Origin of the sequence: Engelhardtia mirabilis, from assembly GCF_007748095.1 — a bacterium.
Taxonomy (GTDB): domain Bacteria; phylum Planctomycetota; class UBA1135; order UBA1135.
The window spans coordinates 4,649,209-4,664,056 of sequence record NZ_CP036287.1 but is presented as its reverse complement, the minus strand read 5'-3'; the positions used below and the strand labels follow the sequence as shown (position 1 = coordinate 4,664,056).

The 14,848-nt window shown below is 72.0% G+C and carries 10 protein-coding genes; 6 read left to right on the top strand and 4 right to left on the bottom strand.

The annotated features are described in order from the left end of the window. Positions 1–118: 118 nt before the first annotated feature. Positions 119–1,198, bottom strand: a complete 1,080-nt coding sequence (locus tag Pla133_RS17215) for a glycosyltransferase family 4 protein (RefSeq protein WP_419191652.1) — start codon at positions 1,196–1,198, stop codon at positions 119–121. Positions 1,199–1,471: 273 nt separating this feature from the next. Between Pla133_RS17215 and Pla133_RS17210 the strand changes: the two genes are divergently transcribed. The 6 genes from Pla133_RS17210 to Pla133_RS17185 all read left to right on the top strand — a co-directional run bounded on the left by Pla133_RS17210 (position 1,472) and on the right by Pla133_RS17185 (position 11,993). Further along, positions 1,472–2,602, top strand: a complete 1,131-nt coding sequence (locus tag Pla133_RS17210; RefSeq protein WP_145067466.1) for a glycosyltransferase family 4 protein — start codon at positions 1,472–1,474, stop codon at positions 2,600–2,602. A gap of 1 nt (position 2,603) precedes the next feature. Next, positions 2,604–3,419 carry a glycosyltransferase family 2 protein gene (locus tag Pla133_RS17205; RefSeq protein ID WP_419191651.1) on the top strand — a complete coding sequence of 272 codons (816 nt, stop codon included), beginning with the start codon at positions 2,604–2,606 and terminating at the stop codon, positions 3,417–3,419. A gap of 22 nt (positions 3,420–3,441) precedes the next feature. Then, positions 3,442–5,931: a glycoside hydrolase family 113 gene (locus Pla133_RS17200; RefSeq protein ID WP_145067462.1), complete on the top strand. Its 2,490-nt coding sequence runs from the start codon at positions 3,442–3,444 to the stop codon at positions 5,929–5,931. Then, on the top strand, positions 5,928–7,991 hold the full coding sequence (locus Pla133_RS17195) for an ATP-dependent DNA helicase RecG (RefSeq protein ID WP_145067460.1): 2,064 nt from the start codon (positions 5,928–5,930) through the stop codon (positions 7,989–7,991). The genes Pla133_RS17200 and Pla133_RS17195 overlap by 4 nt, the downstream gene beginning before the upstream one ends. 309 nt (positions 7,992–8,300) lie before the next feature. Then, positions 8,301–11,309 (top strand): HEAT repeat domain-containing protein, encoded by a 3,009-nt coding sequence (locus Pla133_RS17190; protein ID WP_145067458.1) that lies wholly within the window; start codon positions 8,301–8,303, stop codon positions 11,307–11,309. 81 nt (positions 11,310–11,390) lie between these two features. Next, the gene (locus tag Pla133_RS17185) at positions 11,391–11,993 is read left to right on the top strand and encodes a lytic transglycosylase domain-containing protein (RefSeq protein WP_419191650.1); all 603 of its coding nucleotides are present in this window, start codon (positions 11,391–11,393) and stop codon (positions 11,991–11,993) included. Between the two features lie 17 nt (positions 11,994–12,010). Here the strand turns inward: Pla133_RS17185 and Pla133_RS17180 are convergent, their stop codons facing one another. From Pla133_RS17180 to Pla133_RS17175, 3 genes are all read right to left on the bottom strand, one after another. Further along, positions 12,011–13,021: a ketoacyl-ACP synthase III gene (locus tag Pla133_RS17180; RefSeq protein WP_419191649.1), complete on the bottom strand. Its 1,011-nt coding sequence runs from the start codon at positions 13,019–13,021 to the stop codon at positions 12,011–12,013. Next, positions 13,018–13,251, bottom strand: a complete 234-nt coding sequence (locus Pla133_RS26445) for a phosphopantetheine-binding protein (protein ID WP_419191648.1) — start codon at positions 13,249–13,251, stop codon at positions 13,018–13,020. The genes Pla133_RS17180 and Pla133_RS26445 overlap by 4 nt, the downstream gene beginning before the upstream one ends. Before the next feature lie 116 nt (positions 13,252–13,367). Further along, positions 13,368–14,777 (bottom strand): MBOAT family O-acyltransferase, encoded by a 1,410-nt coding sequence (locus Pla133_RS17175; RefSeq protein ID WP_145067452.1) that lies wholly within the window; start codon positions 14,775–14,777, stop codon positions 13,368–13,370. Positions 14,778–14,848: the final 71 nt, after the last annotated feature.

Genomic DNA, 14,848 nt, shown 5'->3' with positions numbered 1-14,848 from the left:
GCTTAACTCAGGGGTCGGTGCGCTTGGAGCGCCGGCTTCGCTCACGGGCGTCGGCGCGGCTCGGGTGCGGCCTGTGTCTCGGCGCCCGGACACTTGCCCCGGGGCCAGCTCGCGCCGCTCACTCCCGCTCGGCGATCGCCTGGGAGTACACCTCGAGCGTCTGCTCGGCGCAGCGCTCCCAGGTCAGCTCGCGGGCGTGTTTGCGCCCGGCCAGGCGCTTCTCGGCGCTCCAACCGCAGGCGCGCTCGATGCCTGCGCGAATCGAGCCCACCTCGTAGGGGTCGACGACTTCGGCGTGACCGCCCGTGACCTCGGGCAGGGCGCCGTGTTGGCCCACGACGACCGGTGTGCCCGTCGCCAGGGACTCGAGCGCCGGCAGGCCGAAGCCCTCGTAGAGGGTCGCGAAGATCAGGGTGTCGGCGTGGGCGTAGAGCTGGGGCAGGTCGTCGTCGGGGACGAAGCCCGGCAGGACGACGCGGTCGATGATGCCCAGTTCGTGCACGCGTTCGAAGGTCTCGTCGGAGCCGTAGCTGGGCGAACCGGCGAGCACCAAGCGGTGGGTCGCGCGCAGCTCGGAGAGCGAGTAGGCCTCGAGGATGCGCGGCAGGTTCTTGCGTAGCGTCAACTCGCCCACGTAGAGCAGGTAGGGCTCTTGGATGCCGAGCGAGCCGAGCCGGACCAGGCCCTCGAGGGTGGGCTCGGTGTGGAAGCGCTCGTCGACGCCCAGGTGCACCACGCTGACGCGGTCGGGGTCGAAGTCGAAGTGCTCCAGGAAGCGCTCCTTGGTCGAGCTGCTGCTGGCGATCAGCCGATCGCAGGTCTCGGCCAGCTCCGAATAGCGCCGGCGCAACTTGGTCGTGAAGCGCTTGGGCGAGATGCCCGGCACGTGCATCACGAACACGTCGTGCAGGGAGCAGACCCGCGCCGGCTGGCTCCAACGGGGCACGCGCGCGTCGAGGCCGTGGATCACGTCGGCCTGGCGGTCGAGGGGCAACAGACCCTCCTGCACCCAGGAGTGCCGCGTGCCCGGCATCGACAGACGCAGGTGGCGGTCCTTCCAGCGCGAGAGGCGGCTGAGCAGGCGGTAGTCGTTCTCCGGTGCGACCGCCACGAGGGCCTTGGTGAGCTGCGTCACATAGCGGCTCACGCCGGTCGGCTGGGGCCGACAGGCAGAGGTGACCTCGAGGGCAATTTGCATCCGAGGTGAGTATACGGACGGGGTCGGAGGGACCGAGGGGGCAGGGGGAGGTTCACAAGGCCGGACCATGGGCGGGGAGGCGCCCCTGCCGCGGCGCGGGTCCAATCGGTCGGCCGCCCTCCGCGCGGTCGCGTCGTCCCGCAACGTGCCCCGAACGGCGTGCTGTAACGGGGCGCCCGGCGCGTTCTGAACTCTGGGCGCTCGCACCCGTGGCCGCCCAGCGGCGCCTGGCGCGCGGGAAGCTCGACCCCATCCCTGGTGTAAGCTGCGCCGATGGTCGCAGGCGGGCGGATGGGCGCAGAGCCGGGTTTGACGGTCGTGCACGTCGACGCCGAGCGCGGCTTCTCGGGTGGCGAGGTGCAGGTCCTGCTCCTGGCCGAGGCCCTCGCCGAGCGCGGCTACACCCAAGTCATCGCCTGCGCCACCGGCGGCGAGCTGGCGCGTGTCGCCGCTGAGCGCGACTTCCGGGTGGCCCAGGTGACCATGCGATCGGACCTGAGCCTGCTGGCGGTCGGCGCCCTCTCGCGCCTCTTCTCCGAGGTCGACGCCGACATCGTGCACCTGCACACGGGTCGCGCCACGTGGTTGGGTGGCCTGGCAGCCCGCCGCGCCGGGCGCCCCGCGATCACGACTCGGCGCATGGATCGCACGGTCAAACGCTCCTGGCGCAACCGCCTGATCTACGGCGCCCTGGTCGATCGGGCGGTGGGGATCTCGACCGCGGTCAGCGGGCTCTTGACCGCCGGCGGCGTGCCGCGGGCGAAGATCGAGACCGTCTGGGACGCGGTGGACCCGGCCCGGGTCGTGCCGCGCCGCCCGCCAGGCGAGGTGCGCGCCGCCCTCGAGACCGACCCCGGCGCCGTGGTGGTGACCTTCTGCGGGGCCCTGGTGCGGCGCAAGGGCGTGGACGTTCTGCTGCGGGCGGCGGCCCTCTTGCGGCGCTCCGAACCGCGGCTGGTGCTCTGGATCGCCGGGGACGGCCCCGATCGCCCGGCCCTCGAAGCCCTCGCGGAGCAGCTCGGCATCGCCGAGCGCGTGCGCTTCCTCGGCCGCGTGGACGGCGTCGGCGACCTCCTGGGCGCCAGCGACTTCGGCGTCCTGCCCTCGCGCGCCGAGGGCGTGGGCGTGGCCGCCCTCGAGACCATGGCCGCGGGACGTCCGATCGTCGCCTCGGCGGTCGGTGGGTTGGCGGAGGTGGTGGTGGACGGCGAGACCGGCAGCCTCGTGCCACCGGACGACGTGGATGCCCTGGCGTCGGCCCTCGGGAAGATGGCCCGCGACTCGTGGCAGCGCGACCGAATGGGACAGGCCGGCCGGGATCGCGTCGCCGAGCGCTATCTTCCCGAGCACATGGTCGAGGCCTACGACAGGATCTACCGCGACGTGCTTCGCGCGAGGGGCTGAGGTGACAGCACCCCAACCCCTGACCGGCGTCGTGGTCACGTTGAACGAGGAAGACCGCCTGGCCGATTGCCTGCGCAGCCTCGACTTCTGCGACGAGCTGCTGGTGATCGACTCGCACTCCACCGACCGCACGCGCGAGCTCGCGGCGGAGTTCGGCGCGCAGGTGATCGAGCGCGACTGGCCCGGCTTCATGGCCCAGAAGGAGTTCGGCACCCGCGCGGCGCAAAACGATTGGGTGCTGTTCCTCGACGCCGACGAGCGCCTCTCCGCGACCCTGCGCGACGAGATCGTGGCCCTGCGCGCCGAGGGCTTCCCCGCGCGCGCCGGCTGGCGCATGCCGCGCACGACCAGCTACCTGGGCGCCTGGATCCGCCACGGCACCTGGACGCCCGACCTGCAACTGCGGCTGTTCGACCGCCGGCGCGGCCACTACGGCGGCACCGACCCCCACGCCTACGTGGTCGTCGACGGTCCGGTGGGTCGCCTCGCTGGGACCATCCTCCACGACACCTACCGCAACCTGGGCGAGCACCTGGCGATCATCGACCGCTACACGGAGGTCGCGGCCGAGCGCATGTCGGAGAAGGGCCGGCGGGCGCGGCCTTCGGACTTGGTCCTGCGACCGGCCGTGCACTTTCTGCGCGCCTACCTGTTCAAGCTCGGCTTCCTCGACGGATGGCGCGGCCTGCTCCTGGCCTACCTCGGGGCGCACTACGTGAGGCTCAAGTACGCGCGCCTGATGGCGCGGCAGCGCTCCCGCCCGACGCCACGTCCCGACGACGCCTGCCCCGGGACCTTCGGGGCTTCGCCGGACTGACCCCACCGGTACACTCCGGGCCGTGCAACCGCGCCACGGTCTCCTCCTCGCCCTCCTGGCGGCCCTTGTCACCGCCGCCTGCGGGCGCCCGGTGCACCTGGTCAATGCCGACCTGGCCCACGGCCTGTTCCAGCGGCTCTACGACGCCGAGACGGTCGAGGTCCACGTCAGCGAGGCGCTGATCCCCGGCGCGCAGTTGGCCGCCGACTCGATTCGCGCCGACGGACACTTCGGCGCCGAGGTGGTGCCCTTCGGCACCGCGAGCGACAGGGCGCGGCCGCGCCTGCTCTACGGGCGCGTGGACGAGCCGTCGATCACCGTGCTGCTCTCGCCCCTGGGCGTCGATCCCGCCGCGGGCGGCTTCCACTTCCACGGCCGCGAGTTCTACGGAGCCGCGGACGCCGTGGTGCTGGTGGCGCCCGATCCCGATCGCATCGGCCTGCCGGTCACCGTCGTGGCCGGCAACGACGTGGAAGCCCTCGCGCGCTCGTGGCGCCTGTTGGTGCCTTCCTGGCGGCCCGGCCTGCACGTGATCCGCGACGGGCACGTGGAGCTGATCGCCAGGCTCGAGGGGCTGTGGCCCTGCGAGCCCGTGATCGAGGTCGATCGCGCGGTGGCCTGGGACGAGGCCCAGGGCGATTTCGCCGCGCTCGAGCGCGACGGCCTGGCCTTCGTCGCCCGCGAGGACAAGGACCTGGCCAAGCGCCTGAACGACTACCTGCGCGTGGCGGAGTCCGCGCGGCAGCGGGCGCTGGGCTGGACCGGCGTGATCGGAGGCGAGTTCGAGGTGCGCGGGGTCCTGCACACCTCCTCCGCGTCGATGCTCGAGCTCCTGGGCCAGGTCGAGCTCGGCTGTCTGGCTCCCACCGGCGACCAGGTGCACGTGCTGATCACGCGCCAGTTGCCCGACGACGGCGGCCGCGCGGTGGCCGAGGCCGCGGTGCTGGCGGCCCTGGGCGAGCCCTCGGCCCCGTGGCTGCTCGAGGCCCTCGGAGTCTGGGCCTCCGAGCGTTGGTGGCAGTACCCCCTCGACGATTGGCTGGCCCTGCTGCAGAACGCGGCCCTGGCGGCGACCGTGACCGAACTGGTCGAGGGGGTCACGACGCCCCTGCCGTCGCCGCACCGCTACGTTCCCCAGCGTGCTCTGCTCTTCGCGCACTTGCTCGAGACGCGCGGTCCCGAGTTCGTGCGCGAGCTGTGGGAGGGCGACGCGGAGTTGGTGATCGACGAGGATCTCGAGCTGTCCTTCCACGGGCGCCTCGAGGCCCTGCGCGCCGAGCGCGCCGAGCGCCTGGACCTGGTGCGTCAGGATCGCTTCCGCCGCACGCGCGAGGTCGAGCAACTGCGCGGCCTGCGCCTCATCCCGCCCCGCGTGCGCGACGGGCTGCTCTCCGAAGACGGTTCCCAGGCCATCGACGACGTCACGCGCCTGGGCGCCAACGCCGTGTTGCTGCCAGTCTTCGCCTACGACGAGGCGCCGCTGCCCTCCCAGCCCTTCGAGGCGCGGCGTGGCCCGGCGGCCTGGACCTCCGAGTTCTCGGCCGATCACAGCGACCTCGAGCTGTTCCTGTTCACCATGCTCGCGCGCCGGGCGGGGCTCTCGGTGGCGCTCGAGCCCGACCTGCTCGAGAGCTCCTCGGCGGGCCTCGCCGCCCACGACCACGAGTTGGTCGAGGTCGACCAGTGGGTCGGCTTCCTCGACCACTACACGCGCTTCGTGGAGCACTACGCGCTCTTGGCGGAGCTGTCGGGGATGCACCTTCTGTCCCTGGGCACGGAGCTGGGCCCGGCCACGGATTCGCGCACCGACCAGGCCGACCCGCTCAGCAAGGATCCCGAGATCCGCGAGCGCCAACTGCGCCGTCTGGACCCGATCGAGCGGGCCAAGCTGCACAAGTTGATCCACGACACGGAGCTGCGCAACGAGCTCGGCGCCGCCCGCGGGGCCGCCTGGTCCGAGATCACAAGTCGTGCGCGCAAGATCTTCGCCGGCCTGTTGACCTACTCATCGAGTTGGGCCGGCGAGCGCACGCGCATCGCCTTCTGGTCGGACTTGGACGTGGTCGGCGCGAACCTGTTCCAGCCCTTCGACGACTCGAGGCCGAGCGGCGGCGATCCGGAGGAGATCGACGAGCGTGCGGCCCGCGACCACGCGCCGTCCCTGGAATTCCTCGAGCAACGCCTGCGCGCCCAGCTCGGCACGATCTCGTCCTTCGCCCGCCGCAGCAAGCGCGGCGTGGTCCTGATGGGCCTGGGCTTCCCGGGTACCGACGACGCTTGGCTCCTGCCGCACCTGCGGCAAGGCGAGACCGACCCGGGCGCGCGCACCCTGTACCTGCAAGCCCTGGCGCGGGCGCTCGAACACGCGCGTACGAACCAAGCGGGCTTCAAGGGAGCGTTCCTCTGGTCCTGGCCGGTGGGGGCCACCGAGAGCGTGCGCACGGGACGCGGCTTCACCTTGGACGGGCCCGGCGCGCGTCCGCTGTTGCCGCTGGTGCTCGGGCGGCAGTGACCCGGTCGCCGAAGGACGCGTCGGGTGCCCGCCGCGCCGGCGCGGCGGGCGGCGAGTCCCCCGCGGCCGCGCAGCCCGGTCCCCGCGATCGCGTCGACCGCTTGCACGGCGTGGGCCCCGCCCGGGCAGCGGCCCTGGGTCGCGCCGGCGTGCGCTGCATCGCCGACCTGGCCTGCCTCAACCCGCGTCAGTTGGAAGAGGTCGGCCCCTTGGTCGAGCTCGCGCGATTGGGCGACTACCTGGGTGCGCGCGTCTTCGTGCGTGGAGAGGTGCTGTCCGCGCGCTTCGTCCGCTCGGGGCGGGGGCGATCGATGTTGCGGGTGCGACTCTCGGACGAGTCCGGCGCGGCCGATGCGGTCTTCTTCAACCAGCCGTGGATGCGCGACGCTCTGCCCGTGGGCGAGGTGGTCGACCTTTACGGCAGTGCGGTCGACATCAAGGGTCCGGCCCTGGCCTCGCCGCGGCGGGCGGCGCCTGGGGAGGACGGCCTGGTGCCCGGCGCGCTGCTGCCGATCTACCCGAACGTGGAGGGCATCGGGCTCGGCGTGCTGCGCGACCTGGTGCAGCGCGCGCACCAGATCGCGCGCGACTCTTTCGTCGAGGCCCTCTCGGACGCGGCCCGCGCCGACCTCGAGCTTCCGTCGCTGCCCGAAGCCCTCGACGCCCTGCACGCGCCGAGGTCGCGGGCGAGCTTCGAGCGGGCCCGTCGACGTCTGGCCCTCGAACCGGTGCTGGCCCTGCAGGCCCGACTCCAGGAGCGCCTCGCGGGCCGGATCAAGGGCCGCGCGCTGCAGGTCGAGTTGGACGACGACGAGCATCGGGCGTTGATCGCGCGGCTGCCCTTCGAGCCCACGGGCGGCCAGCGGCGCATCATGGACGAGCTGCGCCGGGACCTCGCACGGCGCGCGCCCATGCGCCGCCTGCTGCAAGGGGACGTGGGTTCGGGCAAGACGTCGTTGGGGATCTACGCCTGCTCGGCCGTCGCGGCGCGCGCAGCCCAGGCGGCGTTCATGGCGCCCACGGAGTTGCTCGCGGAGCAGCACTTCGCCGGGCAGTGGCCGCTGCTCGCGCGCGAGGGCCTGCGCGCCGAGCTCTTGACCGGGTCCCAACCCGCGGCCCAGCGGCGCGCCACCCTGGCCCGCCTGGCATCTGGCGAGATCGACGTGCTGTTCGGCACCCACGCGCTGTTCTCGCGCGATGTCCGCTTCGCGTCGCTGGCCCTGGCCGTGGTCGACGAGCAACACCGCTTCGGCGTTTCACAGCGTCGCGAGCTGTTCGAGAAGGGTCGCGACGTCCACGTGTTGCTGATGACGGCGACGCCGATTCCCCGCACCCTGGCCCTGACGTTGTATGGAGACCTGGAGGTCTCGTCGCTGCGCGAGCGACCGCCGGGCCGCTTGCCGCTGCGGACCCATCGCGTGAAGATGGCCGACGTCCCGAGGCTCCTGCGCTTCCTCGACCGGCGCCTGGCCCAGGGTGAGCGGGTGTTCTGGGTCGCGCCGCGCATCGAGGCCGGTGCCGGCGGACGCGGGGCGATCGATGCCCACGCCTGGCTCTCGTGCAGCCCCCTGGCGCGGCACGGCATCGAGCTGGTTCACGGGCGTCTGCCGAGTCTCGAGCGGACGGCGCGCTTGGATCGGTTCCGGCGCGGCGACGTGGGCCTCTTGGTGGGGACCACCGTGCTCGAGGTCGGCGTCGACGTGCCGCAGGCCACTGCGATGGTGATCGAAGGCGCGGAACGCTTCGGCCTGGCCCAGCTGCACCAGTTGCGCGGGCGGGTGGGGCGCGGCACGCGCGGCGGCACCTGCTTCCTGTTCGGCGCCGACTCGGCCGCCGAGCGACTGGAGCTCCTGGAGCGCACCGAGGACGGCTTCGCCCTGGCGGAGGAGGACCTGGCCCAGCGCGGGATGGGGGACCTGGCCGGCCTGCGCCAGGCCGGCGACAACGCCGAGGGGCTGCGCTCGCCGGACCTGGACCTGGAGTTGATCCTGCGCGCCCGGGACCTCATGGCACAGGACGCGGAGCTGCGCGCGCACTACATGGTGCGCCCCGTCGGCTGAGGGTCGAGCCCTCAGGGTCCACGAGTGCGCGCCGCCGCTTGGTCCCGTGGGAGCGAGGTTGGCCAGGGGGCCCGTCCGGTGGCGATCTCGGCGCCATCGGGGGGATCTGCGCCGGGGAGGCTGTCGGCCCGCCGGCCATGCGCCACGGATCGCGTATCCTCTCCCGCCTTCCAGGGGTAGGGAACGACCCGGGTTGCGGCTGCGAGGCGGCACTCCCCGGTTTCGCCCGAGCCCCACAGCCCCGGCCCCCGGCCTCGGCACTGCAGCCCAAGCCCTGCAGCTCAAGCACCACGGCCCAGGACAGCCCCCATGCGCTCCTCTCGATCGATCTATGCCCTGGCCGGATGGCTGGTGCTGGCACCCCTCGGCGCGGCCCTGCAGCTCGACCTGCCGCGCCAGATGAACCGCGCCCGCTCGGATCAAGGTGATCGCAAGTCGACCGGCGACCTGGTCCTGCCCCGCAACCGCGGCACCGCCGAGGCTCCCGAAGCGACCGAGGCTCCGACCGCCGAGGCGGATCGGGCGCCGACCCTGGGCGACGTCGTCCCCACGGTGGGCGACGCGGCCCGCGCGGCGGAGTTGGTGGCGAGCCTGGCGGCCATGGAGCGCTACGACTCGAGCGACGTGGCGGCCATCGCCGCGCAGCTCGAGGTGCTCGGAGAGTCGGGGCTGCGGGCGGCGCGCGCCTCGCTGACCCTGGATGCGACGGCGCCCGTGGTGGCGTCGGCGCGGGTCCTCCTGCGAAGCGGCGGGAGCAACGACCGCGAGGCCCTGGGGGTGCGTCTGGCCGGCAAGCTTCCGGGGGGCGCGCCCGCGCCGCTGCTCGAGGCGATCGCCGCGGCCGACCCGACCTTCCTCGATGACGCGACCCTGGTCGAGCTGCTCGACCATCGCCAGGGCGCCATGCGCGCCGCCGCACAGCGGGTCCTCGAGGAGCGTTCGCGGGCCGCGCTGCTGCCCAGCCTGATGCCCGCCCTGCGCTCCGAGCGCACCGACACCCGCGTGCGGGCCCTCGACCTGGTAGCGGGCGTCGACGACGACGCCGTCGTGCCGCTCCTGTTCGACCGCCTCGACGACGAGTCGGCACAGGTGGCCTTCCGGGCCGCCGAGCTGCTGTCCGAACACCCGTCCGAGTCGATCGTGCCGAAGTTGTGCGCCTCGGTGCGGTCTTCCACGTTGCTGTTCCGCGACAGCGCCTACGCACTCTTGGCGATCGTCGAGCGCGAGGATCGCGCGGGGGTCGCGATCCTGGGCGACGAGTACATTCCGCAGCTGCTCGAGAACCTGCGCGGCCCCGATCCATTCGTGCGCAGCGTGGCGGCGGTGGCCCTGGCCGGGATCGGCTTCCGCTCCGAGTCGCGCGAGGGGACCGAGTGGCTGGACCTCGAGGTTCCCCACCAACTGGTGGGCACCGTGATGGGCGACAACTTCCACGCGGACTTCGGCTCGGTGCAACTTCCCGCTCGACGCCGCCTGGCGCGGCTCACGGGCGAGCGTTTCGGCGCCGACGGACCGGCCTGGGCGCGCTGGTGGACCGCCAACGCCAAGACCTTCAAGGCACGCCGGGCCACGATCCTGGTGCAACCGGGCGACGAGGGCACCCTCAGCGTCGCCGTGCGCGGCACGGTCACGGGGCCCGAGGCCTTCGTGTTGGTGGGGCCCCAGGCGGACGAGCCCGAGGCGATGCTGGGGGAGGTGCTCTACGTCGGTCCCGAGGAGGCCCTGGCCCTGACCCAGCTCCTGGCTCGCGAGGGTGTCTTCGGTCGCGAGCGCCTGCCCGGTCAGTACGGCTCGGGCGGCGGGCTGCGGACGCTCGAGGTCGCCATCGCCGGTCAATCGAAGCGCTTCACCTTCGCCGGCGTCGTGGACGAGCCCTGGTTCGACGCGGTGTTGACCATGGCCCGCGACCTGCGCGACCGCAACGTGTGGCAGCGCTACTACGACTCGGGCGAGTACGCGACCAGGCGCGAGTTCTGGACCACGGAACGCGGCTGGTGGCTCGAGCCGCGCACGGAGTTGGAGCGCCAGCGGCGGCTGAAGGATCTCGCTTTGGGTGCCCTGTCGGGCGCGCTTTCGGGCGAACGGGATCAGCTGCTGGAAGACCTCGAGGAGCTCTGCCGCGTCGACGGCGCGCTCGTGTTCGCGGACTTCGCGACCCTGCGGGTGGTTCTGCGTAAGGAGTTGATCTACGGCTCGCGCGCCGACCGCATCACGGGCTTGGCCCTGCGGGCCGCGGACGGCGGGCAGGGGGTCGATCCGGTCCTGGCCCGCGAGCTGTTCGACGAGCTCTACGAGCTCTTCCGCGAGACCTCGATGGAGGGACTCAAGCGCACGGTCGCGGCCGCACCCGTCGATCTGGCGCGGGACCTGTCGACCGATCCCCGAGCCCTGGCGCGGGCGATCGCAGCCGGTCGAATGGCGACCTCCGCCCAACCGATCGACCTGGCGCTGCTGCGAGCCCTGCTCGACGACGATCAGGACCTGGTCCAGGCGGCGGCGGTGGAGGCCGTCGGCGCGGCTGGGCTCGAGGACCTGCGCACGGAAGTGTTGGTGCGTGCGCGGATCGGCCCGCCGGTCGTGCGGACCGCGGCCCTGCGGGCCGCCGGCCAGCTCGGCGGCGAGGGCGCCCGTGACGCGATGATGTCCGCCCTGGGTGCCGATGACGCCACCCTGCAACGGGCCGCGGTCGAGGGCCTCGCTGCCTTGCGCGACCCGGCCACGGCGGCGCTCCTGGCCAGCTTCGTCCGACGCGGACCGGGGACGCCGCACTACGCGCCGGCGCGCGCGGGTCTGTTGGCCCTGGGCGAGCGGTCCTGGCCGGAGCTGCGCCAGTTGGCCCAGTCCGACCGGATCGAGGCCCGGCGTGAGGCCGGCCTGTTGCTGTCGGAGCAGGGCGCGGCGGAGGCCGCCCCGACCCTGATCGAGGTGCTCTTGGCCGATCCCAACGACGCCCGAGTGGCCCACGAGCTTGCGGTCTTGACCTGCGTCGACCTGCGCGAGGGCGGCGAGCCGGGCCGGGCCTGGGCGGCCTGGTGGGAGCACGCGGTCCAGGACGACGCCTTGGCCTGGTTCCGCGGCGCGCAGGAGCGTGCGTCGATCGCCGCCGCCCCGATCGGCAGCCTGGAGGGGAACGGAACCCGTGAGGGGGCCCTGTCCCTGATCGAGACCCTCTCCATGGACGATCCACTGCTGGTCGAGCGGGCCAGGCGCGAGCTCTCGCGCCTGCTCGGTCGCGTGGTCCAGCCGCCCCCGGCGTCCGAGCTGCGGGCGGAGTGGCGCGACCTCTTGCGTTCCGAGGTCGAGAGCCACTTCGGCTGACCTACGGTGGGCGGGCGGTCCGAACCGATCGGTTTCGTGGTCGGCGCCCGCCGCAGCCGGGGCGGCCGGCGGCGGTTGCGGTTGGCCCTTCTGGGCGGCCTTGCCCTGGTCGTGATCCTGGTCGTGGCGGCACCCTGGGGGAGTCTGCGCGGGGTCGTACGTGAGGAGTTGGCGCAGGTGCGGATCGCGCGCCTCGCGCCGGAACTCCGCGCCGCGGCGCAGGAGTTCGCCTTCGATCCCTACTTGCTCGCGGCCCTGGTGTTCCACGAGTCCTCCGGGCGCGTGGATGCGGTCTCGTCGGTGGACGCGCTGGGGCTGGTCCAACTCAAGCTCGAGACCGCGCGCGAGCGGGCGCGGGTCCTCGGGTTGCGCGAGCCCGAGCGCGACGACCTGCTCGAGGACGCAGGCCTCAACCTGCGCCTGGGGGCGGCCTACCTGGCCTACCTGGTGGCTCGGCAGGAGGGCAGCCTCGAACGCGCTCTGATGGCCTACAACGCGGGGCCCACCAAGTTCGATCGCTGGCTGAAGGACGCCGGAGGCTGGGAAGCCTGGAGCGCGGCGCGGGCCGCCGAGGGGCTGGTGCCCTTCACCTCCGTGCGTGCCTTCGCCGCGCGCGTGATCGCCACCACCGAGGAGTTCCGCGCGGCCGCGCTACTCGAGCAGCAGCCCGCAGCGACTCCCTGATCCAGGACACCAGGTGACTACGTGAAGTCGACGCGCGTCGCGCTCCAGGAGTAGCCGGTGCCGAAGCCCACCAGCACGGCCGTCTGGCCCGGCTGGAAGCTGTTGCGCGCGGAAAGGTCGGCCAGGGCCAGCGGGATCGTCGACGAGCTCGTGTTGCCGACCTCGGCCAGGTGGATCACGAAGCGCTCCTTCGGAATCTTCATCCGCCGTCGCAGGTGCTCGAGCATGAAGAGGTTGGCCTGGTGGAAGACGAAGTAGTCCACGGCGTCGACCTCGAGCTCCGCCTCGGCGAGGAAGTCGGCGATGAAGCGGCTCACCGTCCGGATGGTGAAGTCGAAGACTTCGGGCCCGTTCATCTCGAAGGTCGGCTTCGAGGCGCTGGTCGTGGTGTGGCCCACGAAGCCCTTGATCCCGCTGGTCGGCACGATCAGGTGCTGTGCGCCAGAGCCATCGGTTCCGAAGCGGCACAGGCCGATCGTTCCGGCACCGCTGGCGCCGGGCTCGACGCATTGCACCAGGGTCGCCGTTCCCGCGTCGCCGAACAGGGTCTTCGAGCCCATCTCGGCCTCGTCGGCGTAGGCCGTGAAGCGGTCCGCAGTGCACAGAAGCACGTTGCGGACGCGGCCCGACTCGATCATCGAGGCCGCCATCGCCAGGGCGTAGGGGTAGCCCGAGCAGGCCAGGGAGAGGTCCGTGGCCCCGACGGAAGTGGGCAGCTTCAGCCCGTTCTGCACGGTGCTGGCCGTGAAGGGCAGGATCTGATCGGGGGTCACCGTCACCAGGAACAGGAAGTCGACCTGCTCGCGATCGAAGCCCGACTGCTCGAACAGTCGCTCGGCGGCCTGAATGGCGAGGTCGCTCGTGAACTCGTCGTCCGCCACCCTGTTGCGGACCCGGATGCCGGTCTTGGCCTCGATCTTCTCGCTCGTCCAGCCGGGGTAGTTCTCGACCAGCGAGTCGTTGGTGATCTTGCCGGCGGGGAGGTAGGACGCAACGTGGGTCAACGCCGCGCGTCGACCCGTGGTCACGACTTTTCCCCGGCCTGCATCAGCTTCCACAGGTCCTCGACCGTGCGGCAGACGCCGATCTCGGTCGGCTCGACCTGGACGTTCAGCTCCTCGTCGGCCAGGGCCTGGAACTCGAGCACCCCGAGCGAGTCCCAGCTCTCGAGGCTGTCGAGCACGGTCTCGGGGGTCAGGATCCCCTTGTCGATCTGCAGCGCCGACTCGAGCGCCGCGACGAATTGATTCCGATCCATGGGGGGGGGGCCGGCACCTGGGCCGGGATTTGTTCGTAAGTCCTTGGCGGGGAGCGGCTTCACGGACGACAGCCCGAGCCACCTACGGGGGCAGTCTACCCGGCTGCGCGAAGGGGCTAGAACTGGAAGTAGATGAACGGCGTCGCGCCGATCACCAGGTAGGCGACCCAGCCGGCGACGAGGCCCAAGAGCACCCCGGCCAGGGGCAGTGGCAGGTTCGTCAACCCGCGGCGTGTGGCCTCGACGGTGGCCTTGGGCAGGAAGTGGATCGCCACGCCGACGGCCAGGGTCACCGGACCCCAGATCGAGACCGCGCCGCCGCTGCCGAACTCCGAGAGCATGGCCCAGGCCTGTTCGAAGGACCGCGGACGCACGCAGAGACTCGAGACCAGCACCGTGAAGAGGAAGGTCAGGGCCCACTGCAGGAGGGCCAGCCCGCCGGAGGCCTTGCGGCGCCGTCGGCGTGCGACCGTCACCACCTGCTCGATCGCCATCACGACACCCTGAACGGCGCCGTAGAGCAGCCACAGCAGGCTCGCGCCGTGCCACAGGCCGATCACGACCATGGTCGTCATCACGCTGAAGGCGATGCGAACCCGCGAGCGGATGCCGGTGCGGCCCATCAAGGGGAAGAACACGTAGTCCCTGACCCAGAAGGACAGGGTCATGTGCCAGCGGCGCCAGAACTCGCTGACCGAGCGCGACTTGAAGGGGCCGTCGAAGTTCTCGGGCAGGTCGAAGCCGAACAGCTTGCCGACGCCGATGGCGATGTCGGAGTAGCCCGAGAAGTCGTAGTAGATCTGGAAGGTGAAGCCGAGCAGGGCGAGGGCGTGCATCCAAGCGCCGAAGGAGCCCGGCGCCTCGTAGACCGGGTCCACCAGGAAGGCGCCCAGGCCGTCCGCCAGCACGACCTTCTTGACCAGGCCGGTGCCCATGCGCCAGATCGCGTCCGTGAAGCGCGCGCGGTCGAGCCGCGGCTCCAGGTCCATCTGCGGAATGAACTCCGCCGCGCGCACGATCGGGCCCGCCACGAGCTGCGGGAAGAAGGCCACGAACATGCCGAAGTCGAGCAGGTTGCGCGCCGGCTTCAGTTGGCCGCGGTAGATGTCCAGCGTGTAGCTGAGCGTCTGGAAGGTGTAGAAGGAGATGCCGACCGGGACCAGGATTCCGAGCGAATGCAGGTTGTTCGCAAGGCCCAAGCTCGACAGCAGGGTGGCCAGGCCCTCGATGCCCCAGTCGTAGTACTTGAAGAAGCCCAGGACCCCGAGGTTGCCGACCAGGCTGACGCTCAACCAAGCGCGCTTGGCCCCCTGGCTCTTCGCCGCGTGGATGCGGTTGCCGCAGGTGAAGTCCAGCAGCGTCGAGAAGACGATCAGCCACAGGTACCAGAACTCCCACGCGCCGTAGAACACGTAGCTCGCCACGAGCAGCAACGCCGTGCGCGCGTCGCGCTTGCCCGCCAGGGCCCAGAACGCCGCGAACGCGACGATCAGGAACACGACGAAGGTGGCGCTGTGGAAGACCAAGGGGGGGATCGGGCGCGGGGCCGGCGCCACCGGGGGATGCGGTGTGACCGGTAGCCGAGGGGCGGCGTCGG

What these genes read in the sequence shown, in the direction of transcription:
- Pla133_RS17190 (WP_145067458.1), top strand. Translation starts at nt 8,301, where the DNA reads ATGCGCTCCTCTCGATCGATCTATGCCCTGGCCGGATGGCTGGTGCTG.
- Pla133_RS17215 (WP_419191652.1), bottom strand. Translation starts at nt 1,198, where the DNA reads ATGCAAATTGCCCTCGAGGTCACCTCTGCCTGTCGGCCCCAGCCGACC.
- Pla133_RS26445 (WP_419191648.1), bottom strand. Translation starts at nt 13,251, where the DNA reads ATGGATCGGAATCAATTCGTCGCGGCGCTCGAGTCGGCGCTGCAGATC.
- Pla133_RS17210 (WP_145067466.1), top strand. Translation starts at nt 1,472, where the DNA reads ATGGTCGCAGGCGGGCGGATGGGCGCAGAGCCGGGTTTGACGGTCGTG.